Origin of the sequence: Streptomyces sp. NPDC005533 (assembly GCF_042871845.1) — a bacterium.
In the GTDB taxonomy this organism is placed as follows: Bacteria; Actinomycetota; Actinomycetes; order Streptomycetales; family Streptomycetaceae; genus Streptomyces.
In genome coordinates this window covers 232,177-253,993 of record NZ_JBIAJH010000008.1, presented here as the reverse complement: position 1 = coordinate 253,993, position 21,817 = coordinate 232,177, and the positions used below count along the sequence as shown (strand labels likewise).

Genomic DNA, 21,817 nt, shown 5'->3' with positions numbered 1-21,817 from the left:
CCCCCCCCCCCCCCCCCCCCCCCCCCCCCCCCCCCCCCCCCCCCCCCCCCCCCCCCCCCCCCCCCCCCCCCCCCCCCCCCCCCCCCCCCCCACCCACCCCGGCCCCGGCCCCGTCTAAACCGCGCCACCCACCCTGGCCAGCCCGGCCCCGCCGAAGCCCGCCCCCGCCCGGCAGGGCAACCGGCGGTACTTGGCCAACACACCCCGACACAGCCGACCCGCCCGGAGGGCACCCGGTAGGGTCCGCCCCGTGCCGCACCACGCCTCCCGCCGGTCCCTGCTCACCGCAGCCGCCATGGCCGCCGTCGCCGCCGCGGGGGCCGCCTCCGCCACGCTCGGCACGCCCGGCGCCCCCGACGACCCGCGGTCCCCCGAGGAGCCGCCCGGCCACCACCCCGACCGGGCGAGCCTGCGCCGCTTCGTGGACGGGATGAGCCTCGCCGAGAAGGTCGGGCAGCTCTTCGTCTCGCGGGCGTACGGGCATGCGGCGACCGATCCCGACCCGGCCGACGCCGAGCAGAACCAGGCCCTGTTCGGCGTGCGCACCGCCGCCGAGCTGGTCTCGCGCTACCACCTCGGCGGGATCGTCTACTTCGCCTGGGCCCACAACACCCGCAGCCCGCACCAGATCGCCGCCCTCTCGGTCGGCCTCCAGCAGGCGGCCCTCACCTCCGGCGCGCGGATCCCGCTGCTGCTCTCGACCGACCAGGAGCACGGCGCCGTCGCCCGGATCGGCGCCCCGGCCACTTTGTTCCCGGGGGCGATGGCGCTCGGCGCGGGCGGTTCCACCGCCGACGCCCAGCGGGCCGCGCGCATCGCGGGCGCGGAGCTCGCCGCGCTGGGCATCCGGCAGGACTACGCGCCGGTGGCCGACGTCAACGTCAACCCGGCCAACCCGGTGATCGGGGTACGGTCCTTCGGCTCCGACCCGCACGCCGTGGCGGCCCTGGTGGCCGCCCAGGTGCGCGGTTACCAGGGCGCGGGCGTGGCCGCCACCGCGAAGCACTTCCCGGGCCACGGGGACACCGAGACCGACAGCCACGTGGGCCTGCCGGTGATGCGGCACACCCGGGCCGTCTGGGAGGAGCTGGACGAGCCGCCGTTCCGGGCCGCGGTGGAGGCGGGCGTGGACGCGGTCATGACGGCGCACATCGTCTTTCCCGCGCTCGATCCCTCGGGAGACCCGGCGACGCTCTCCCGGCCGATCGTCACGGGCATCCTGCGCGAACGCCTCGGCTTCCAGGGGGTGGTGGTCACGGACGCCCTGGACATGGCCGGGGTCCGGCAGAAGTACGGGGACGACCGCGTTCCCGTCCTGGCCCTGCTGGCGGGCTGCGACCAGTTGCTGAACCCGCCGGACCTGGGGCTCGCGTACCGCAGTGTGCTGACGGCCGTCGAGGCGGGCGAGCTGACGGAGGGCCGGATCGAGGAGTCGGTGCTGCGGATCCTGGAACTGAAGTCCCGCCGGGGGCTGTTCGACGAGGCCTACACCACGACCGAGGCGGTGGACGCCACCGTCGGCATCCGCAGGCACCGGGACGCCGCCGACCAGATCGCGGCGGGCACGACGACCCTGCTGGCCAATCCCCGCGGGCTGGTGCCGATCGACGCGACGGCCGGCCCCCGGCTGCTGGTCACGGGGACGGATCCGGCCTCCCCCACGGGCACCACGGGGCCTCCGACGGCCGTACTGGCCCGGGAGCTGACGGCCCTGGGCTGCCGGGCCACGGCGGTGCCGCCGGCCCGTGCCGTGGCCGCGGTGCCCGGCCACGCGGCCGTCCTGGTGTGCACGTACAACGTTCCGGAGCAGGACGACGACGATCCACAGCACCGGCTGGTGACGGACCTGGTCGCGTCCGGCGTCCCGGTGATCCTGCTGGCGGTCCGCAATCCGTACGACCCGGCCCGGCTGCCGGCCTGCGCGGCGGAGCTGGCGACGTACTCGTGGACGGACGTGGAGATGCGGGCGGCGGCCCGGGTGCTCACCGGGGCGGTACGGCCCGCCGGCCGCCTCCCCGTCCCCGTGCCGGGCCGCTACCCGCTGGGCCACGGGCTGACGCGGTAGCTCCCGGCGTCAGCCCGCGGCGCACGGGCCGGGACCTGTCGGCCCCGGCCCGGGGTGCGTCACGGCCGCAGCTGCGGCTCGCGCTCCAGGTCCTGCTGGTCGAGCTGCGCGTCCGCGGCGGCCAGCGGCGCCGCCTTCGACTCGTCGGCGACGGTGGCGGCCGGCGCCACCCCGGCCCACTGGAGGATCTTCGCGGTGGCGAGGGTCTTCTCGCCGTCCAGGAGCTTCGCGACGTTGGCCCCGTGGTTGGCGCCCGGCGCGATCATGACGTAGCTGTCGCGCACCCCGTATCCGAGGCGGAAGGGTTCAGCGCCCCACGGATCGTTCTGCCCGTACACGAAGAGCATCTGGTCGGCGTTGTCGCGCACCCACTTGTCCACGTCCGCCATGACGCCCTGCTGGAAGGTCATGGGGATGTCGCGGGGCACGAAGTTGCGCGGCGGCTGGTAGCCGTAGCGGCTCAGGTTGCCCAGGTGCGGCTGCTTGATGTCCGGGGAACCGAGCTGCGTACCCGCCTGGTAGTAGTACGGCGTGTACGTCTCCAGGCCCTGGTCGGCGTAGGCCGAGAAGCCGGAGATCGCGTCGATCGAATCCCAGATCTCCTGGTCGCCGGCGGTCCTGGCGTCCGGGACGGAGCCGCAGTCGGCGAGCAGGCTGTACTGCCAGAACGCCCAGACGTAGTCGAGCACGACGGCCTCGTAGGCCTTGTCGAGGTTGCCGACGGTGGTGAAGGTCCAGCCGTTCTCGGCGGCGGCCACGGCGTACTTGGCCTCCAGCGGCTCGCGGCGCACGAGGGCCTCGCGCTGGACGGCGTTCAGCCTGTCGCGGCACTCCTTGGTGCCGACCTTGGCGAAGAACCGGTCGTAGGCCGAGTCCTCCTTGTTGACGACGTCGTTGGGCGCGACGTACGCGACGACGCCGTCCATGTCGCGCGGGTAGAAGCGCTCGTAGTACGTCGCCGTCATGCCGCCCTTGCTGCCGCCCGTGGCCAGCCAGTTCTTCTTGTAGATCTTCTTCAGGGCGGTGAAGAGGCGGTGCTGGTCGCTGGCTGCCTGCCAGATGTCCAGGTTCGCCCAGGTGGCCGGGTCAGGCCGGGAGGGGGTGAAGAATCGATACTCCAGGGACACCTGGTTGCCGTCGACGATGGTCGTCGGCTCACTGCGGCGCGGGCTGGTGTTGACGTTGTAGCCCGAGGTGAAGAACACCGACGGCCGCGAGACGTCCTTGTGCAGAAGGGTCAGGCGCTGCTTGAAGGTGCCCTTCGACGGCTGCCGGTGGTCCACCGGCTGCTCGTAGTTCAGAACGAAGAAGCGGTAACCGGGGTACGGCTTCTCCTCGATCAGGCTCATCCCGGGAATGCCGAGGATCTGGTCCTTGATGTCCGTGGCGGCCGGCGGTTCCGCGGCTGTGGCCGCTTGCGCCGTGGTGCCGGCCGCGCCCATGGTGCCGATGAGCACCACGAGCGACAGCAGCCATCCGAGCGTCTTGCGCATTCACCCTCCCCTTGAGTTCACTTCGGTCGCGGTGAACCTAGCGGGGGCAACGCGCCGCTGAACAGACCCAGTTGGGCCGGTACCTCAGCACAGGATCCAGCCGGAGGTGGCCGATCCGGCTCCCACACCGCCCCTTACATACACGCAGCGACTGATCGCACCCACGGTGACGGGCCCGGCATATCGGGTGAACCGCCCCTCCTCGCGGACGGGGACCCCGCCGCGCGGCTGGATGCTCACCGCCATCCGCCGCCCTTCGCCGGGGACGCGGGCCACGGTCACCGCGCAGGCCCGGTCGCGGCTCTTGTACACGCGCACCTCGCCCGTCTCGAACGGCACGGTCCTCGCCAGCCGGCCTCCGCAGCCGTGGGCCGCCGCCTGCGCGGGCGGCGCCGCGAACTGCCCGCCGACGCAGAGCCACAGGGCCGCCGCGAAGACCACCAAGGACGCGGCCCGGCGGCCCCGTCTCCTCCACCCCTGCAACAACCTGTCCCCCGATCGGTCGTACGCACGGTGCACGTACGCACGTACGACATCCGAACCCCCCGGAAGGTTGCAGCACACAAGCACCCGGCCACGCGTCCCTCGTCCGAGTGCATCCACAACGCCCCAGCGGGAGAACAGAGTTCACGACCAGACGGCCGATTACGCTAGGTGACCAGCAATCCGCTCGCCGTAGCCGTGAAAGGCACTGACATGATCGACGACCTGCTCGACCGCAAGCTGGAGCGCGCCTTCACGCACCTGGACGCCGACGGGAGCGGGGTGGTCGAGGCCGACGACATCTTCGCGCTCGGATCCCGGCTGCTGTCGGCCCTCGACGAGCCGGCCGGCTCACCCAAGGCCGAACTGGTGATGCGCGGCCTGACCGACTTCTGGCAGGACCTCTTCACCGAGCTGGACATGGACCGGGACGGCAAGGTCACGCCCGAGGAGTACAAGCTGGGCATGACGCGCCTGTACGCGCAGGGCGGGCCCGCCTACGACAGGTCGTTCCGGCCGATGATGCGGGCGATCCTCACGATCGTCGACACCGACGGCGACGGAGTCATCAGCCTGGAGGAGTTCCACAGGGCCCAGCTGGCCTTCGACACGAGGCTGGGCCCCGCCGACACCGAGGCGCTGTTCCGGCGCATCGACGCGGACGGGGACGGCACCCTGACGGTGGACGAACTCCTCCACGCGGTACGCGAGTACTACACCGGCACCGAGGAGGACGCCCCGGGCAACCTGCTCTTCGGCGAGCTGTGAGCCTCTGACGCTCCCCTCAGGCCGCCGCGCGCTCGTCCTCCCCGACGAAGGTGCGCCACAGCTGCGCGTACCGGCCGCCGCGCTCCAGGAGCTCGGCGTGGGTGCCGTCCTCCACGACCCGGCCGCGGTCCATGACCACGACGCGGTCGGCGCGCGCGGCGGTGGTCAGCCGGTGGGCGACCACCAGGGTGGTGCGCTTGCCGGCGAGGCGGTCCGTCGCCCGGTTGACCTGGGCCTCGGTGGCCAGGTCCAGGGCTGCGGTGGCCTCGTCGAGCAGCAGCACGTCCGGGTCGACGAGTTCGGCCCGGGCCAGCGCGATCAGCTGGCGCTGGCCGGCGGAGAGGTTGCGTCCGCGTTCGGCGACGGTGTGCAGGTAGCCGCCGTCGAGGGTGGCGACCATGTCGTGGGCGCCGACCGCGCGGGCCGCGGCCTCCACCTCGGCGTCGCTCGCGTCGGGCCGCCCGTAGGCGATGGCGTCGCGGACGGTCCCCGGGAAGAGGTAGGGCTCCTGGGGGACGACGCCCAGGCGGTGCCGGTACGCCGTCAGGTCGAGCTGCCGCAGATCGACGCCGTCCGCGGTGATCCGGCCGGAGGTCGGGTCGTAGAACCGGGCCACCATCTTGACCAGCGTGGACTTGCCGGCTCCCGTCTCGCCGACGAAGGCGACGGTCTGCCCGGCGGGTATCCGCAGGCTGATGCCAGCCAGCGCCTCCCCCTTCTCGCCGCGCTCCTCGGCCGTCCCGTACTGGAAGCGGACGTCCTCGAAGGCGATCTCCCCGCGCAGCTCCGGCACCTCGCGGGGGGCGTCGGGGAGCGGGGTGGTGGTGGGCTCGCGCAGCAGCCCCTGGATGCGGCCCAGGGAGACGGTGGCCTGCTGGTAGCCGTCGAAGACCTGGGAGAGCTGCTGGACGGGAGCGAAGAACAGGTCGATGTAGAGCAGGTACGCGACGAGCGCGCCGGTGGTGAGCGTCCCGGCTTCCACCCGGCCCGCGCCGACGATCAGCACGGCGGCGGCGGCCCCCGAGGACAGCAGCTGGACGAAGGGGAAGTAGACGGATATCAGCCACTGGCCGCGGACCCGGGCCTCGCGGTAGGAGTCGCTGCGCTCGGCGAAGCGGGTGGCGCCGGAGCCCTCGCGGCGGAAGGCCTGGACGATGCGCAGGCCCGAGACGGACTCCTGGAGGTCGGCGTTGACCAGGCTGACCCGGTCGCGGGCGAGCTCGTAGGCGGCGACGGACCTGCGGCGGAAGACGATCGTGCCGACGACGAGGACGGGCAGTGTCGCGAAGACGATCAGCGCGAGCTCGACGTCGAGGACGAGCAGGGCGACGAGGATCCCGAAGAAGGTGAAGACGGAGACGACGGCGGTGACGAGCCCGGTCTGCAGGAACGAGCTCAGCGAGTCGACGTCGGTGGTCATCCGGGTCATGATCTTGCCGGTCAGCTCGCGCTCGTAGTAGTCGAGGCCGAGGCGCTGGAGCTGGGCGAAGATCTTGACGCGGAGGGCGTACAGGACGCGCTCGCCGGTTCGGCCCGTCATGCGGGTCTCGGCGAACTGCGCGGCCCACTGGGCGACGACGAGGGCGAGCGCGAGGGCGGCGGCCGCCCAGACGGCGCCGAGCACGGCCTGCTCCACGCCCTTGTCGATGCCGTGCCGGATCAGGATCGGCAGCAGCAGTCCGGCGCCGGCGTCCACGGCGACGAGGCCGAGGCTGATGGCGAGCGGCGCCCAGAAGCCGCGCAGCAGGCGGCGCAGGCCGTAGCTCTCCTCGGCGGACGCGGCGCGGGTCTCGTCCACGTCGGGTTCGTCCTCGGCCGGCGGCAGCGCGGCCACCTGCGCGAGGAGTTCGGGCGTCGCCGGCATGCCGGCGACGGCCCCGGCCATGGAGTGGCCGGCTCCGGGCGTGGCGCCCGCGGCGGCGGGGGCCTGGGCGCTCTGCCCGTCGCGGCGCCGCCACAGCTCGGGGGTGATCCCGGCCGCGACCCGGCGCTTGGCGTTGACCGGTTCGGAGTCGATCTCGGCTTCGAGCTCGATGTCCCGTTCGAGCTTGCGGTCGAGCTCCCGCTCGAACTCCGTCATCAGCGGCGCGTCCGGAGTCCGCGGCGAGCCGGCGCCGAGCGCGTCGGGGTCGGTGAGCAGTCGGCGGTAGAGCGCCGAGCGGCGCTCCAGTTCCTCGTGCGTCCCGAGGTCGGCGAGCCGCCCGCGGTCGAGTACGGCGATCCGGTCGGCCAGCGCGAGCGTGGAGCGGCGGTGGGCGATCAGCAGGGTGGTCCGGCCGGCCATGACGGCGCGCAGGGCCTCGTGGATCTCGTGCTCGACGCGCGCGTCCACGGCGGAGGTGGCGTCGTCGAGGAGGAGCAGCCGGGGGTCGGTGAGGATGGCCCGGGCGAGGGCGATGCGCTGGCGCTGGCCGCCGGAGAGGGTGAGCCCCTGCTCGCCGACCTTGGTGTCGTACCCGGCGGGCAGGGCCTGGATGAAGCCCTCGGCCTGGGCGGCGCGGGCGGCGGCCTCGACCTGGGCGTCGGTGGCGCCGGGGTGCCCGTAGGCGATGTTGGAGCGGATGGTGTCGGAGAAGAGGAAGGAGTCCTCCGGGACCAGCCCGATCGCGGAGCGCAGGGAGTCGTAGGTCAGGTCGCGGACGTCGTGCCCGCCGACGCGGACCGTCCCGCCGTCGGCGTCGTAGAAGCGGGGCAGCAGCAGCGAGACGGTGGACTTCCCGCTCCCGGAGGCGCCGACGACGGCGATGGTCTCGCCTTCCGCGACGGAGAGCGAGAACCCGTCGAGGACGGGCCGCTCGGGGTCGTAGCCGAAGCGGACGTCGTCGAACTCGACGGTGGCGGGCGCGTCGGCGGGCAGCTCGTGGGCGCCCTCCCGGATCGCGGGTTCGGTGTCGATGAGCTCGAAGACCCGCTCGACGCCGGCGCGGGCCTGCTGTCCGACGGTGAGGACCATGGCGAGCATGCGGACCGGGCCGACGAGCTGGGCCAGGTAGGTGGAGAAGGCGACGAAGGTGCCGAGGGTGACCTGCCCCTCGGTGGCCATCCAGCCGCCGAGGGCCAGCATGGCGACCTGGGCGAGGGCGGGTACGGCCTGGAGGGCGGGGGTGTAGCGGGAGTTGAGGCGGATGGTGCGCATCCGTCCGGCGAACAGCCGGCGGCTCGCCGTGCGCAGCTTGCCGGTCTCCTGCTCCTCCTGGCCGAAGCCCTTGACGACGCGGACGCCGGTCACGGCCCCGTCGACGACGGTGGCGACGGCGGCGGCCTGGCCCTGGGCCCACCAGGTGGCCGGGAAGAGCTTCTTGCGGCTGCGCTTGGCGATGAACCAGAGGGCGGGGGCCATCAGCAGCGCGACGACCGTCAGCAGCGGGGAGAGCCACAGCATGACCCCGAGGGATATCCCGAAGAGCAGGAAGTTCCCGATGGTCATGGGCAGCATGAAGAGCAGGCCCTGGATCAGCTGGAGGTCGGTGGTGGCCCGCCCGACGACCTGCCCGGTGGACAGCTCGTCCTGGCGGCGCCCGTCGAGGCGGGCGATGGTGGCGTACATGTCGGTGCGCAGGTCGTGCTGCACGTCGAGGGCGAGCCGCCCGCCGTAGAACCGGCGTATGTAGGTGAGCACGTAGACCAGGAGGGCGGCGGCTATGAGGAGCCCGGCCCAGGGCCCCATGGGCTTGCTCCGGTCCCCGATGACATCGTCGATGATCACCCTGGTGACGAGCGGTACGAGCGCCAGCACGGCCATGCCGGCCAGCGAGGAGCCGAGCGCGAGCAGCACGTTGCGCCTGTACCGCCAGGTGTAGGCCGCCAGCCGCTTGCCCCAGCCCTGTTTCTCCCCAGCCGCCGTCACGTGGTGCCTCCCCGTTCGTCTTGTCCTGCCGGAGGCGGCAACGCTCCGACCGGCGGATTTCATCCCGCCGCAACAATTCGAACGTGTACGCACGGCGGCTCCGGCGCACGCGGGGGGCACCCGGACGGGGCCGGTCGCCGGGTGGGCCGGGGCCGCCCCGGTCAGACGTGGGTCGGGGCGAACATCTTGAGGAGGGCCGGCAGGACGACCACGGAGGGGCCGGGCGTGGCGAGCGCCTTCTTGAGGTCGGCAGCCAGGGATTCCGGGGTGGTGGTGGTCGCCGGGACGTCGAAGGACGCCGCCAGGGCGGCGAAGTCGGGGCGGGTGAGTTCCGTGGCGGTGGCGCTGCCGAAGGACTGCGTCATGTACTCGCGCAGGATTCCGTAGCCGCCGTCGTCCACGATCAGCCAGGTGACGTCGAGGTCGTGCTGGCGGGCCGTGGCCAGTTCCGCGATCGAGTACATCGCGCCGCCGTCGCCGGACACCGCCAGGACCGGGGTACCCGGTTCGGCGACGCAGGCGCCCAGGGCCGCCGGGAAGGCGTAGCCGAGGCCGCCCGCGCCCTGCGCCGAGTGCATGGTGTTGGGGTGCTTCGCGTCGAAGGCGGACCAGGCCCAGTACGACAGGATCGTCATGTCCCAGAAGGACGGGGAGCGCGGCGGCAGGGCGGAGCGGATCGAGGTCAGCAGCGAGCGCTCCAGGGAGACGTCCTGGCCGGCGAGGCGTGCCTCGATGTCGTCGAGGACGAGGCGGACGCGCTCGGGGGCGTCGGGGTCCTCGCGCTCGGACACCGTCTCCAGCAGGGCCTGGAGGGCCAGGCGGGCGTCCGCGTGGATGCCGAGGGCCGGGTGGTTGGACTCCAGCTTGCCGAGGTCGGCCTCGATCTGGACGACCCGGCCCGTGGGGAAGAACGTGTGGTAGTTCGAGGAGAGTTCCCCGAGGCCCGAGCCGACGACCAGCAGGACGTCCGCGTCCTCCAGGAAGTCCGTCATGTGGCGGTCCTCCAGCCAGGACTGGAGGGAGAGCGGGTGGGTCCACGGGAAGGCGCCCTTGCCGCCGAAGGTGGTGACCACGGGGGCGCCCAGGCGTTCCGCCAGCTGCCGGAGCTTGCCGGCGGCGTCGGAGCGGACGACCCCGCCGCCCGCGATGATCACCGGGCGCTCGGCCGAGGAGAGCCAGTGCGCGGCCAGGGCGGTGAGCTCCGGGCGGGGGGCGAGCTCGTGCGGGGTCGCGTCCATGCCCGTCACCTGCGGGATGAACGTCTCCGCACGCAGGACGTCCTCCGGGACCTCCACCCAGACCGGGCCGTGCGGAGCGGTCAGCGCCGACTCCCAGGCCTCCGCGATGACGGAGGGGATCTGGGAGGGGGTGCGGGCGGTGTGGACCGACTTCACCACGTCCCGGAAGGACGCCGACTGGTCGCGCAGCTCGTGCAGGTGGCCGCGCCGGCCCCCGCCCAGCCCCGCGACGGGGACCTGTGAGGAGAGGGCGAGCACCGGGGCCGAGGCGGCGGCGGCCTCCGCGAGCGCGGGCAGGGCCATGAGCGCGCCCGGGCCGGTGGAGAGGAGGAGGGGGGCCGCCTCGCCCGTGATGCGGCCGTAGGCGTCGGCGGCGAAGCCCGCGTTGTTCTCCGTACGCAGACCGACGAGGCGCAGGTCGGAGCGCCCCACGGCGTCGAAGAGGCCGAGGGCGTGCTGCCCCGGCAGTCCGAAGACGGTGGTGGCGCCCAGCGAGCGCAGCGTTTCCACGACCAGGTCCCCGCCCGTCCGCCCCGGCGGTGGGGCCAGGGCGGCGGCCGTCTGGGCCTCGGTGGGACGGAGTACCAGGTCGTGGTCGTGCGTCACGTGCGCTTACTCACCCTTCGGGTTCGCCTTCGCCGCCGCGCTGTGCTCATCGACGCTTATCGACCCTGCCTGGCGGCGGAGATCTGACGGCTCATGATCGTGGTCAGCTCGTACGCGGTGTGCGAGGCCGCGACCGAGGTGATCTCCGCGTGATCGTACGCCGGGGCCACCTCGACGACATCCGCCGAAACCAGGTTGCAGGAGGACAGGCCGCGGATGATCTCCAGCAGCTCGCGGGAGGTCATGCCGCCCGCCTCGGGGGTGCCGGTGCCGGGCGCGTGCGCCGGGTCCAGCACGTCGATGTCGATGGAGATGTAGAGCGGGCGGTCGCCGATGCGCTGGCGCAGCTGGTCGGCGACCTCGTCGGCGCCGCGGCGGTAGACGTCCGCCGAGGTGACGATGCCGAAGCCCATCTTGGCGTCGTCGTCGAGGTCCTGCTTGCCGTACAGCGGGCCGCGGGTGCCGACGTGCGAGAGCGCCTCGGTGTCGAGGATGCCCTCCTCCACCGCCCGCCGGAACGGCGTGCCGTGGGTGTACTCGGCACCGAAGTACGTGTCCCAGGTGTCCAGGTGCGCGTCGAAGTGGAGCAGGGCCACCGGGCCGTGCTTCTTCGCGACCGAGCGGAGCAGCGGAAGGGCGATGGTGTGGTCGCCGCCGAGGGTCATCAGGCGGGAGCCGTTGCCGAGCAGCTCGTCAGCGGCGGCCTCGACCGTCTCGACGGCCTCGTTGATGTTGAAGGGGTTCACGGCGATGTCGCCGGCGTCCGCGACCTGCGCGAGGGCGAAGGGGGAGGCGTCCTGCGCCGGGTTGTAGGGGCGCAGCAGGCGCGAGGCCTCGCGGATGGCGTTGCCGCCGAAGCGGGCGCCGGGGCGGTAGGAGACGCCGGAGTCGAAGGGCACGCCCACGACGGCGACGTCGGCGGAGCCGACCTCGTCGAGGCGGGGCAGCCGGGCGAAGGTCGCCGGGCCCGCGTAGCGCGGGATGCGGGAGGAGTCGACGGGGCCGCGCGGCTGCGTGCTCATGGGGGGGTGCCCTTCTGGAGGTCCTACAAGTGCGGTTCTTCGAGCGTAAGGCGGCGCCCACCCGGCGCGAAGTGTACGTACCATCCACAGGAGACCCCTGATCTGTACGGAGTATCCATGCAGGCCCAGCCCACTGCCCCGCCGCCGCCCACCCCTCCGGTGGCGCTCGGCGCGCTGCTGCCCGACCGGGAGCTGGGGCTGCGCCACCTCGCGGGCCCGGCCGAGGCCGATGTGCACGGGGTGCACGCCTCCGAGATGGCCGACCCGTCCCCGTACCTGCTGGGCGGCGAACTGCTGCTGACGGCGGGGGCCGGGCTGGGCACGGATCCCGACGGCTACGTCGCCCGCCTGGCCGAGGCCGGGGTGGCGGCGCTCGGCTTCGGGGTGGCGCCCGTGCACGAGCGGGTACCGGCCGGCCTGGCGGAGGCCTGCGCGCACCACGGGCTGCCGCTCCTGGAGGTCCCGCCGGGCACGCCCTTCAGCGCGGTGGCCCGTACGGTCTGGCGGCTGATGGCGGGGGCCCGTACGCGGGAGCTGCGCCGGGTCACCGAGGCCCAGCAGTCCCTCGCGGCGGCGGCCGCCCGGCCCGATCCGGTCCCGGCGGTGCTGTCGCGGCTGGCGGCGAGCCTGGGCGGCCACGTCACGCTCCGGCCGGACGACCGCTCCGCGGGGAGCCCGCCGCCGCCGGAGGCCGCGGCGGCGCTGCGCGTGCTGCTGGCCCGCGTCGGCAGGGCGGGCGGGCCCGCGACGGCGACCGACCAGGCGGCGGGGTGGCACCTCACGGCCCACGCCCTGGGCGGCCCGGCGCCCGCGGCGGGGGCGACCGCGGCGGGGCCGACCGCGGCGACGGGCCCGGGAGTAGCGGCGGGCCCGACAGCGACGGCGGGCCCGGCAGTGACGGCGGGCGCGGCAGCGGCGGCGGGCGCGGCAGCGACGGCGGGCCCGGCAGCGACGGCGGGCCCGGCAGCGACGGCGGGCCCGGCAGCGACGGCGGGCCCGGCAGCGACGGCGGGCCCGGCAGCGGCGGCGGGCGCGGCAGCGACGGCGGGCCCGGCAGCGGCGGCGGGCGCGGCTCCGGACGGCCTCCCCGGCCGGGGCATCGCGTCCGGGCCGGGCGCCGGGCGGGCGGGCGGGCCGGAGGCCGCGGGCGAGCCGGGGGCGGACGCCCTGCGGGCGCTCGGGACCGCCACCCCGACCCGCGCCCCCGGCGACCACACGATCGCCTCGGTCGCGGCGGTGCTGCTGACCCTGCTCACCGCGCACCGCCCGGCCGCCGGACCCGAGGCGGCGGCCCTGACCCGGCTGCTCCTCGACGGCGACCCCGCCGCGGCCCTGTCCCCCGGGCCCTGGCGCGTGGTGCACGCCCGCGGGACGGGCGACCCGCAGGCCCTGGCGGCCGCGCTGGGCACCGTACTGGTCGACCCGCGCGGGGATCCCGTACGCCTGCTCACCGAGCGGGAGCCGGGCCCACGGCCCGGCTGGCGCCTCGGGGTGAGCGCCCCGGCGGCGCCCGACGCACTGCCCGCGGCCGACGCGCAGGCCCGGCGGGCCCTGGAGCGCGCCGAGGCGGCCCGTACCCCCCTGGCCCGGCACGCCGCGCCCGGCTTCTCCGGCCTGGTCGGCGAGGCGGAGGCCCGCGCGCACGCCGCGGCCCTGCTCGCACCGCTCTCCCCCGTCCTGCGGGATACGCTGCGCGGCTGGCTGGCGCACCACGGTGGCTGGGACCGGACCGCCGCCGCCCTGGGGGTGCACCGCAACACGGTCCGCCAGCGTGTGGCGCGCTGCGCGGAGCTGCTGGGGCGGGACCTGGACGACCCGGACACCCGGATGGAGCTGTGGTTCGCCCTGCGCTGGGAGAAGCCCCCGCCGGGGCCGGGCGGCTGAACGCCCTCCGCCGCCCGCCCGGCGGGCCCGCCGGGGACGGCGGCCGCGCCTACGATGTGCCGCATGCTCGGCAGCACGTCCGTACCGGCGCGGCGCCGCCCCTTCGGTGAGCGCCTGGCACCGGCCGCACGGCTGCTGGTGTGCGCGACCGTCCCCTGGTTCGTGTGCCTGTGGCTCGGTACGAGCACGGCCCCCGTGCCGGCCGCCCTGCCCGCCGTCCTCATCCTGCGCGACGACGTGTTCACGGCGCCCCGGCTGGCCCTGGAGCGGCTGGTGGGGGTGGTCGTGGGCGTGGCGGTGAGCGTGCTGGTCCTGCACTGGCTGCCGTCGGGCTCGCTGTCGTTCCTGGTCCTCGTCGTGTGCGCCTGCGCCGGGATGTTCCTGCTGCGCCACGACGGCTCCCCCAACCAGCAGGTGCTGGTCACCGCGCTGGTGATCTACGCGACGCCGGTGCCCGGGTACCCGCTGGCCCGGCTGGAGGAGAGCGCGGTCGGCATCGCCGTCGTGGTGCTCCTCGGCCCGCTGCTGTGGCCGCCCGACCCGTACCGGGAGGCCGTGACCGGCCTGGAGGAGTACCGCACCGGGCTGGGCGCCCTGCTGGAGCGGATCGCGGCGCGGGCCGCCGCCGGGCGGCCCACGGGCCCCGCGCCGGCCGACCGCTTCGCCCGCTGGCGCCGCCCGTACGAACTGTCCGCCGCGCTGGACCGCAGGACGGGACGCCTGCTGCTCCTGCCGCCCCGGCAGGCGCCGGCCGGGGCCGCGGACACGCTCCGCCCGCGGCTGCGGCTGGCGGCGCGGACGGCGCCGGCCCTGTTGTTCCTCGCGCGGGAGATGGAGATCCGGTCCTCCCCCGCCGACGCGGCGGTGCGCGCCATGGCGCCGCTGGTCGGGGCGACCGCCTCCGCCCTCGACGCGGCCCTGCGCGGCGAGGACTGCGTGGAGCGGCTGCGGCGGGCCCGGGAGCTCGAACTGCGGCATCGGGCGGCCCACCCCGGCCGCCGTGACGCGGTCCTGCGGGCCGGGCTCCACCTCACCCACGAGGCGCTGGCCGAGCACCTCGCCCCGGCGCCGGGCTGAGCCCGCCCGGCCTGCGCCGGCGCCCCCGCATGAGGTCGGTCACCCACTCTGGACAGGGTGGACAACTCGCCGGTAACTTAATCTGAGCAAGCGCTTAGATTCAGGCGGCGGACTGCCGCGACCGAAGGGAGCCGGCCGTGCGCCGTACGGTGTTCAACGAGGACCACGAGGCGTTCCGCGAGACCATCCGCGCCTTCATCGAGGCCGAGGTCGTCCCTGTCTACGACGACTGGTTCGCCGCCGGACAGGCGCCCCGCGACTTCTACTACAAGCTCGGCGAGCTGGGCGTCTTCGGCATCAACGTCCCCGAGGAGTTCGGCGGCGCGGGCCTGGACACCCACAAGTTCGAGGCCGTCCTGTACGAGGAGACCTCGCGCGCGGGCGTCAACTTCGGCGGCTCCGGCGTGCACGTGCTGCTCGCCCTGCCCTACATCAAGATGCTCGCCGACGACGAGCAGAAGAAGCGTTACCTCCCGAAGTTCGTCTCCGGTGAGGAGATGTGGGCACTGGCGATGACCGAGCCGGGCACCGGCTCCGACGTCGCGGGCATGAAGACCACCGCCAAGCTCTCCGAGGACGGCACCCACTACGTCCTCAACGGCGCCAAGACCTTCATCACCGGTGGCGTGCACGCCGACCGCGTGATCGTCTGCGCCCGCACCTCCGCCCCGAGCGCGGAGGACCGCCGCTTCGGCATCTCCCTCTTCGCCGTGGACACCAAGTCCGAGGGCTACTCCATCGGCCGCAAGCTGGACAAGCTGGGCCTGCGCACCTCCGACACCGCCGAGCTGGCGTTCGTCGACGTGAAGGTCCCGGTCGAGGACCTGCTCGGCGAGGAGAACAAGGGCTTCTACTACCTCGGCGCGAACCTGCCGTCCGAGCGCTGGGGCATCGCCTTCGGCGCGTACGCGCAGGCCAAGGCCGCCATCCGGTTCGCCCAGCAGTACGTGACGGAGCGCACCGTCTTCGGCAAGCCGGTCGCGCACTTCCAGAACACCAAGTTCGAACTGGCCGCCTGCCAGGCCGAGGTGGACGCCGCCGAGGCCGTCGCCGACCGCGCCCTGGAGGCCCTGGACGCCGGTGAGCTGACCGCCGCCGAGGCCGCGTCCGCGAAGCTGTTCTGCACCGAGGTCGCGCACCGCGTCATCGACAAGTGCCTCCAGCTGCACGGCGGTTACGGCTACATGAACGAGTACCCGATCGCCCGCCTGTACGCCGACAACCGCGTCAACCGCATCTACGGCGGCACCAGCGAGGTCATGAAGTCCATCATCGCCAAGTCCATGGGCCTGTAGGGAATCCGGGCACTTACCCTTCCCCCATGAACGAGGCACTGACGTCGCTCCTCGATCTGCTCGACCTCGAGCAGATCGAGGAGAACATCTTCCGCGGTACCAGCCGCCCTTCGCTGGTACCGCGCGTCTTCGGCGGTCAGGTCGCGGCCCAGGCCCTGGTCGCGGCCGGGCGGACCGTCCCCGCGGACCGCACCGCGCACTCGCTCCACTCGTACTTCCTGCGCACCGGGGACACCGGCGCGCCCATCGTGTACTCGGTGGACCGGATCCGCGACGGGCGCTCCTTCACCACGCGCCGGGTCGTCGCCGTCCAGCACGGCCAGCCGATCTTCCACCTCTCCGCGTCGTTCCAGACGTACGAGGACGGGCTCGACCACCAGGTCGCGATGCCGTCGGCCCCGGACCCGGAGACCCTGCCCACCGCGGCCGAATCGTTGCCCGCGTACCGGGAGATCTTCCGCGACCCGGGCACGGTGGAGCGGCTGATCGAGACCCGCGAGGCGGTGGACCTGCGGTACGCCACGACCCCGCCCTGGGGCAGCGTCGGCGAACCGGTGGAGCCGCGCTCCCAGGTGTGGTTCCGGACGGCCGGCAAGCTGGACAGCGCCGATCCCCTGCTGCACACATGCCTGGCCACCTACGTCTCCGACATGACCCTGCTGGACTCGGTGCTGCTCGCGCACGGCCGGGGCGGCTGGGCGGTGGGCGACGTGGTCGGCGCCTCGCTGGACCACGCGATGTGGTTCCACCGGCCGTTCCGGGCGGACGAGTGGCTGCTGTACGACCAGGAGTCGCCCTCGGCGGCCGCCGGCCGGGGCCTCGGCCAGGCCCGCATCTGGACCCAGGACGGCCGGCTGGCCGTGACCGTCATCCAGGAGGGCGTCGTCCGCGTCCCGCGCGCCTGACGGACCTCAGTCCCACCAGAACCCCCAGAGGTTGCTGCCGGTGACCGCCTCGTCGGCGTAGGCGCGGATCGTGCCGCTGCCCTGCCATACGTTGTCGGGCGCGAAGGCGAAGTGCTCCGCGGCCACCGGCAGCGCCCGGGCGAGCGTGGGCGGCGGGGCCGCGACCGACACGTACAGCTCGTCGAAACCGAGGGCGACGACGCGGGCGCCGAACCGGTCCTCCCAGGACCGCAGGACCGCGCTGACGCGGGCGGTGTCGGTCTCGTGGTTGGTCGGCCCGCACCAGCCCATCGCCGTGGGTACGTCGGCTCCGCGGGCGGCGGGGACCAGCGCGAGCCGCGGACTCGGCAGGGACCCGCTGCCGATCAGCTCGTCCGCCAGCTCGCAGGCCGCGACCTCCGGGTCCACCGCGTCCGGCCCACCCGCCGGCCCGGACTCCGCGAGCCCCGGCCAGTCCCGGCCGAAGGGGGCGATGAGCTCCTCGCCCTCCTCCCCCTCCTCGGGGTCGGGGACGACTCCCTGCCAGTACTCGCGCAGCACCGGCTCGACGTGGTGGTCGTCCGGGTCGGACATCCGCCGCGGCCGCAGCTCCCGGTCCCGCCACCACTCCTCCAGGCCGCGCCGGCCCTGGAGCAGCACCGCCTGCAACCCGGCGGCGGCCAGGGCCGCGCCCCGGTGCGCGGCGAGCGCCCCGACCCCCACGGGCCCGTCGGAAACCCACAACAGCGGCTCCCCCCGCCCGCTCACCACCCCACCGGCCGGCAACTCCAGCCCCAGGCCCAGCCCTTGAGGATCGTCGCCCAGCACGGCCAACGAACGGTGCACCTTCGGCGTCTTGGTCATCCACCGACCGTAGCCACCACCACTGACAACGCCCCCCACACGTCCCCCTGGTCAGTGAACGACGAAGGGGGTGAGGCCCCTCGGGACCCCACCCCCTCACTGCGCGGCTGGGATCAGAGGATGACGTCGTATCCGGTCAACCCATGACCGATCAGAGTGCCGGCGCCGCCGGTGAAGTCGTACATCTCCCCGGTACGGGTCACGCCGACTTGCTCAGGCGTACCGTCGCTGTTGAGGTCGGTGGCGAAGGGGTTCCATTCGCCGTTCCACCAACCCTCGCCGACGATGCCGGGGTTCCCGAAACTGATGGAACCGCCAGTACTGGCGTTCGGGTAGAGGTAGAGCTTTCCGTTGTTGCGGTGCCCCAGAACATCGATCTTGTAGTCGTTGTTGAGGTCGGCTACCCGGAAGGTGGGCCAGTCAGCGGTCAACCAGCCGTCGCCGATCACGACCCTGCCGCTGAGGGCTTGACTGCCCGTCCCGCCGTTGTGGGGATAGACCCACATCTTGCCGCCGCTGTCACGGCCGATGACGTCGGTGCGGCCGTCACCGTTCACGTCTCCGAAGCCGAGGTCCACGTAGGTGTTCCAACCGGTACCTATCAGGACGCGGTTACCGAAGGATTTGGTTCCGGTTCTGCCGGTGCCCGGGTACAGGTACAGGTCCCCGAGACGGGTGCGTCCGATGATGTCGGTGTACCCGTCGTTGTTGAGGTCGGCGGCGTACACGTTCGTCCACTGATCACGCCACCAGCCGTTGCCGGCGAAGTACCGGGGGCCGAACGTGCTGGTGCCCGTACCGCCGGTGCCGGGATAAATCCAGAAATCACCATTGGCATCGCGAAGTGCCATGTCCGTGTAGCCATCGCCGTTGTAGTCCGGCCGGCTCTGTGTGCCGCTGGTCCACAGGCTCTGCCCGGAGGGGTTGTAGAGGACGAGCACGCCACGCGGCTGGAGGACCGCGTACGAGTACGGAGTGCTGGTCCTGCTGCTCCACAGCTCGGTCTTGCCGTCAGCCGCGTAGACGACGAAGTTGCCGTCACTCTGCATGCGAGCCGTGGCGCCCGGGTTCTTGCTTGTCCCGGTGGCCCAAAGCTGCTTGGCGTCCTTGCTGTACAGCACGAGGTTGCCGTCGGCCTGCATCAGCAGCTTGGAATTGCCACTGGAGAACTCCTGCCCCGAGGCCAGCGTGGTACCGCTGGGGATCCGGGCGCCCGGGACTCCGTCGATCTCGAAGCGGGACGTGAAGGAGCCGACGGTGCTGCCATCGGTGGAGAGCTTCCCCGGCCACCCGACCATGGTGTTGTCGGCCTGACGAGCCCACAGATCGGGGACCCCGTCACCGTTGAGGTCACCAGCCGAGCTCACCTGCGGATACTCGGCCTGGGTTACACCGGAGGCCACCTTGCTCCGGGTCTGAGTACCCCACGTGGCCAGGTCGACCGCCTGGCCCTCTTCCGGGCTCTTCTTTCCGTAGGTGCGCAGAATGTCACCGTTGGCATTGTCCCTCAGCCACAGGTCGGGCATACCGTCCTTGTTGAGGTCACCGGGGACGATCACCGTGTACTTGTCCCAGTCGGTGCCGCCCACCAGCACGGGTGCTTTGAGGGCGCCCCAGAGGGTGTTGTAGTAGGCCCAGAGCTTGTTTCCCTGCTTGACGAGGACGTCCGGGACCTTGTCGCCGTTGAGGTCGCCAGGCGCGATGATCTGCTCGGCGTCGGACCAGTGGTCGTCCTGGGGCCGGTCCGCCGTCTTCTCGGTGTGGTTGTCGACGGTGCCCTGGCCGTTGTTGTCGTAGACCCACAACGTCTTACGGGTCATGCCGGGTTTCTGCTCGAGAGCGATCATGTCGTTGTGGCCGTCGTCATTCCAGTCGCCCAGGGCTGCCACCTGCGAGCGGGCGAAGGAGTTGGCGGAGCTGACCGTTGCGGAGAACTTGCCGTTGCCCTGGCCGGTGTAGGTCAGGAGGCTGCCGAAGAGGTCGCTGCTCCAGATGTCGCGGAAACCGTCGCCATTGAGGTCGTGGGGCACGTCCACCGTTGCCGTGCGCGCCGCGTAGAACTGGTAGGCGGCGGTGTCGGAACGGTTTCCGGCGGCGTCCTGGCTGAAGGCGTAGACGAAGTGCGGGCCCGCGCCCGGCGGGGTGAGCTTCGCGGTGAACGAAGCGCCCGGGGCCACGGAGGTGCTCCTCACCTCCGGGTCCCAGTCGGTGTAGTAGCCGTACCAGGTGACGTCCTTGTCACCGTTGGCGGAGAGGACGAAGTCCCCTTCCTGGCGGGCCTTGCCCGTGCCCTGCGGCCAGCCGTTCCTCCCATCGGGGAAGGCGGTGGAAGTGATCTTCGGCGCCTCGGCCGGCCGGTCACGGTCCACGGTGAACTTGCACGTCTGGGACCAGGCGGACTGGGCGCCGTCCTGGTCGGTCGTCCGCGCCTTCCAGCTGTAGCTCCCGTTGGGGAGCGAGGCGTCGGGGACGTTCCAAGTGGCGACCTTGCCGTTGTTGGCCGGAATGTGCTGGCCGGCGACGGGGGCGCTCTGGCCGTCCTTGAAGATCTGGAACTCGGTGCTCAGGTTTCCGGAATCGCGGTCCGAGATCGTCGCGTTGACGCTGATGGTGGCATTGCCGATCGAGCCGCCCTGGACACAGGGCACCCAGGGAGAGGTCCCCAGGTCGGACGGCGTGTCAGGCGGATTGTTGTACTCGATTTCCAGCGTCATGGTCTTCGCGTCGAAACGCTTCCACTGGAACTCGTCGGTCTCGTCCGACGCGAACAGGCCCAGGGTCACGCTCGACCAGTGGTTGGCCGCCGACTGCTGCACGGCATCGGTGGCGTTGAACTCGAGGTTGCCGGCCGCACATTCGGCACGCCCCTTGGCGTCCTTGACCGTGTCCTGCCAGCGAGCGTTCGCCTTGCCCGGCTGATTCTTCCACGTCGTCTCGGACGAGATGGGGCCGGTGCTCCACAGCTCGACAGGGGTCTTGGTACAGGACCAGGACCAGGTCTCCTTGATCCGGAACGTCGCCTTCGACACCTGAGCACCCTTGACGTCCGAGGTGTCGAGCTGGAAGTAGGCGCGCGAGAGGCCGTGCGTGTCCTTCTCGTACCCGACCCTCACGTCCTCTTTGGTGTTCCAGTAGGAATTCGTCTCCCACTTGCGGTAGACCCACGACCAGTTCTGCCGCTCGCCCCACGCCACGGACGGGTCGATGAAGACCGGGTACTTCGTCTCGGGGCTCGCGAGGAGGGCCTGGTCGGGCTTGATCTCCAGGTTGTCGCCCGTGACGGTGGTGGGCATCTGGGCGTTCTTGGCCCCGGACGGTGTCACGAAGGCGTCCGCGGGTGCCGGGTCCGTCTCCGAGCCGGCGCTGAGTACTCCCGCCCCTGCGGGCGTCTGGGGCGGAGCCCCCGTGGTGGTGGAGTCCCACATCACCGGGGTCGGGGAGGTGAAGACCACTTCGCCGGCCGGATTGACCGCGGTCAGCAGTCCAGTCGCCGCGTTCCTGGTGACGTTCAGTCCGACGGTGTCGAGCTTGAACTTCAGCGTGGCGAGGTCGGGATGCTTGGCCGCCGCGGCGGTCTTGACCACCAGCAGCTGGGAAAATCCTTCGACTTCGGCCTTCAGCTGCAGGTCGACATCGGGAAGGACGTTCGGGTACGTCGCCACGTTCGCGGCCAGCGTCGGCTTCGGCAGCGCTGTGGGCCAGGAGAACGACAGGGTGCGCCCGTTCCGCACCCCTGTCAGCAGCGGACCGGTCCCACCCCCCGAGAAGGCGATGGAGACGGCCGACGCCTTCGGCTTCACCTTCCCGTCCGCCTCGAACTGCAGTGTGGGATCGGTCGCGACCCACCCGCCGGCGCGCCGGACCCGCACGGTCGTCCCGTGCCGCTTGACCGACCACTTGCCCGTCGGCAGCGCCCAGGTGTCCGAGGTCTCGGTCCGCGCGGACGTCCGCTCGTAGGGCTGGCCGGCTTCCTTCGCCTTGGCAAGCGCGAAGTCCGCCGCGCTCATCGAGCCCTCGGCAACTGGATCGGTGGCGGCGGCCGCAGTCGCCGATGGCTGAAATACAGCCAATCCGGTGGCAGTCATTCCGCTTATCAAGGCCACGGAAATGGCCCGCAAAACCCCCCGCCCACCCGGCGCGCCGAGTAGAGCCTCTTTTCTTCTCACACAAACTCCAGCTGTCCGATATTCATGGGTGACCCTACTTGCAATCTCGACTCTAGCGCCCCTGACCTGGCGTTTTTATGCAGATCAGACGCCCGTAGCCCCATTTGATGCGCTAAATCCACTAC

The 21,817-nt window shown here is 72.6% G+C and carries 13 protein-coding genes; 6 read left to right on the top strand and 7 right to left on the bottom strand.

Annotated features, from left to right (window positions below; translation table 11 throughout):
- Nucleotides 1–250 precede the first annotated feature (250 nt).
- Nucleotides 251–2,065 (top strand): glycoside hydrolase family 3 protein, encoded by a 1,815-nt coding sequence (locus ACFYP3_RS11270; protein WP_388830221.1) that lies wholly within the window; start codon nucleotides 251–253, stop codon nucleotides 2,063–2,065.
- A 59-nt stretch (nucleotides 2,066–2,124) separates the two neighbouring features.
- Here the strand turns inward: ACFYP3_RS11270 and ACFYP3_RS11265 are convergent, their stop codons facing one another.
- Both ACFYP3_RS11265 and ACFYP3_RS11260 read right to left on the bottom strand, forming a co-directional pair.
- Nucleotides 2,125–3,558 carry an aminopeptidase gene (locus ACFYP3_RS11265; protein ID WP_388830218.1) on the bottom strand — a complete coding sequence of 478 codons (1,434 nt, stop codon included), beginning with the start codon at nucleotides 3,556–3,558 and terminating at the stop codon, nucleotides 2,125–2,127.
- 84 nt (nucleotides 3,559–3,642) lie between these two features.
- A complete protein-coding gene (locus ACFYP3_RS11260) occupies nucleotides 3,643–3,999 on the bottom strand; it encodes a hypothetical protein (RefSeq protein WP_388830245.1) in 357 nt (118 codons plus the stop codon).
- A 255-nt stretch (nucleotides 4,000–4,254) separates the two neighbouring features.
- Here ACFYP3_RS11260 and ACFYP3_RS11255 point away from each other — a divergent pair, with 255 nt between their 5' ends.
- Nucleotides 4,255–4,809 (top strand): EF-hand domain-containing protein, encoded by a 555-nt coding sequence (locus tag ACFYP3_RS11255; RefSeq protein ID WP_388830215.1) that lies wholly within the window; start codon nucleotides 4,255–4,257, stop codon nucleotides 4,807–4,809.
- 16 nt (nucleotides 4,810–4,825) lie between these two features.
- On the opposite strand, the gene ACFYP3_RS11250 is transcribed toward ACFYP3_RS11255, so the two are convergent.
- From ACFYP3_RS11250 to speB, 3 genes are all read right to left on the bottom strand, one after another.
- Nucleotides 4,826–8,656 (bottom strand): ABC transporter ATP-binding protein, encoded by a 3,831-nt coding sequence (locus ACFYP3_RS11250; protein WP_388830212.1) that lies wholly within the window; start codon nucleotides 8,654–8,656, stop codon nucleotides 4,826–4,828.
- Between the two features lie 161 nt (nucleotides 8,657–8,817).
- On the bottom strand, nucleotides 8,818–10,500 hold the full coding sequence (locus ACFYP3_RS11245) for a thiamine pyrophosphate-binding protein (protein WP_388830209.1): 1,683 nt from the start codon (nucleotides 10,498–10,500) through the stop codon (nucleotides 8,818–8,820).
- Between the two features lie 56 nt (nucleotides 10,501–10,556).
- Nucleotides 10,557–11,522 carry an agmatinase gene (gene speB, locus ACFYP3_RS11240; RefSeq protein ID WP_030718242.1) on the bottom strand — a complete coding sequence of 322 codons (966 nt, stop codon included), beginning with the start codon at nucleotides 11,520–11,522 and terminating at the stop codon, nucleotides 10,557–10,559.
- 117 nt (nucleotides 11,523–11,639) lie between these two features.
- On the opposite strand from speB, the gene ACFYP3_RS11235 reads away from it, so the two are divergent.
- The 4 genes from ACFYP3_RS11235 (at nucleotide 11,640) to tesB (ending at nucleotide 16,683) form a co-directional block, all read left to right on the top strand.
- Nucleotides 11,640–13,406 carry a PucR family transcriptional regulator gene (locus ACFYP3_RS11235; protein ID WP_388830206.1) on the top strand — a complete coding sequence of 589 codons (1,767 nt, stop codon included), beginning with the start codon at nucleotides 11,640–11,642 and terminating at the stop codon, nucleotides 13,404–13,406.
- A gap of 63 nt (nucleotides 13,407–13,469) precedes the next feature.
- Entirely contained in the window at nucleotides 13,470–14,483 is a 1,014-nt protein-coding gene (locus ACFYP3_RS11230; RefSeq protein ID WP_388830203.1) for an FUSC family protein, read from the top strand.
- Nucleotides 14,484–14,620: 137 nt separating this feature from the next.
- Nucleotides 14,621–15,778, top strand: a complete 1,158-nt coding sequence (locus ACFYP3_RS11225) for an acyl-CoA dehydrogenase family protein (protein ID WP_388830200.1) — start codon at nucleotides 14,621–14,623, stop codon at nucleotides 15,776–15,778.
- A gap of 26 nt (nucleotides 15,779–15,804) precedes the next feature.
- On the top strand, nucleotides 15,805–16,683 hold the full coding sequence (tesB, locus tag ACFYP3_RS11220; RefSeq protein ID WP_388830197.1) for an acyl-CoA thioesterase II: 879 nt from the start codon (nucleotides 15,805–15,807) through the stop codon (nucleotides 16,681–16,683).
- A gap of 6 nt (nucleotides 16,684–16,689) precedes the next feature.
- Here the strand turns inward: tesB and ACFYP3_RS11215 are convergent, their stop codons facing one another.
- Nucleotides 16,690–17,526, bottom strand: a complete 837-nt coding sequence (locus ACFYP3_RS11215; RefSeq protein ID WP_388830193.1) for a DUF4253 domain-containing protein — start codon at nucleotides 17,524–17,526, stop codon at nucleotides 16,690–16,692.
- Between the two features lie 113 nt (nucleotides 17,527–17,639).
- Entirely contained in the window at nucleotides 17,640–21,533 is a 3,894-nt protein-coding gene (locus tag ACFYP3_RS11210; RefSeq protein WP_388830190.1) for an FG-GAP-like repeat-containing protein, read from the bottom strand.
- Between the last annotated feature and the right edge of the window lie 284 nt (nucleotides 21,534–21,817).

Bases quoted from the DNA above. Each gene is read 5' to 3' on its own strand.
- ACFYP3_RS11215 (WP_388830193.1), bottom strand. From the start codon at position 17,526: ATGACCAAGACGCCGAAGGTGCACCGTTCGTTGGCCGTGCTGGGCGAC.
- speB (WP_030718242.1), bottom strand. From the start codon at position 11,522: ATGAGCACGCAGCCGCGCGGCCCCGTCGACTCCTCCCGCATCCCGCGC.
- ACFYP3_RS11235 (WP_388830206.1), top strand. From the start codon at position 11,640: ATGCAGGCCCAGCCCACTGCCCCGCCGCCGCCCACCCCTCCGGTGGCG.
- ACFYP3_RS11230 (WP_388830203.1), top strand. From the start codon at position 13,470: ATGCTCGGCAGCACGTCCGTACCGGCGCGGCGCCGCCCCTTCGGTGAG.
- ACFYP3_RS11255 (WP_388830215.1), top strand. From the start codon at position 4,255: ATGATCGACGACCTGCTCGACCGCAAGCTGGAGCGCGCCTTCACGCAC.
- ACFYP3_RS11265 (WP_388830218.1), bottom strand. From the start codon at position 3,558: ATGCGCAAGACGCTCGGATGGCTGCTGTCGCTCGTGGTGCTCATCGGC.
- ACFYP3_RS11210 (WP_388830190.1), bottom strand. From the start codon at position 21,533: ATGAGCGCGGCGGACTTCGCGCTTGCCAAGGCGAAGGAAGCCGGCCAG.
- tesB (WP_388830197.1), top strand. From the start codon at position 15,805: ATGAACGAGGCACTGACGTCGCTCCTCGATCTGCTCGACCTCGAGCAG.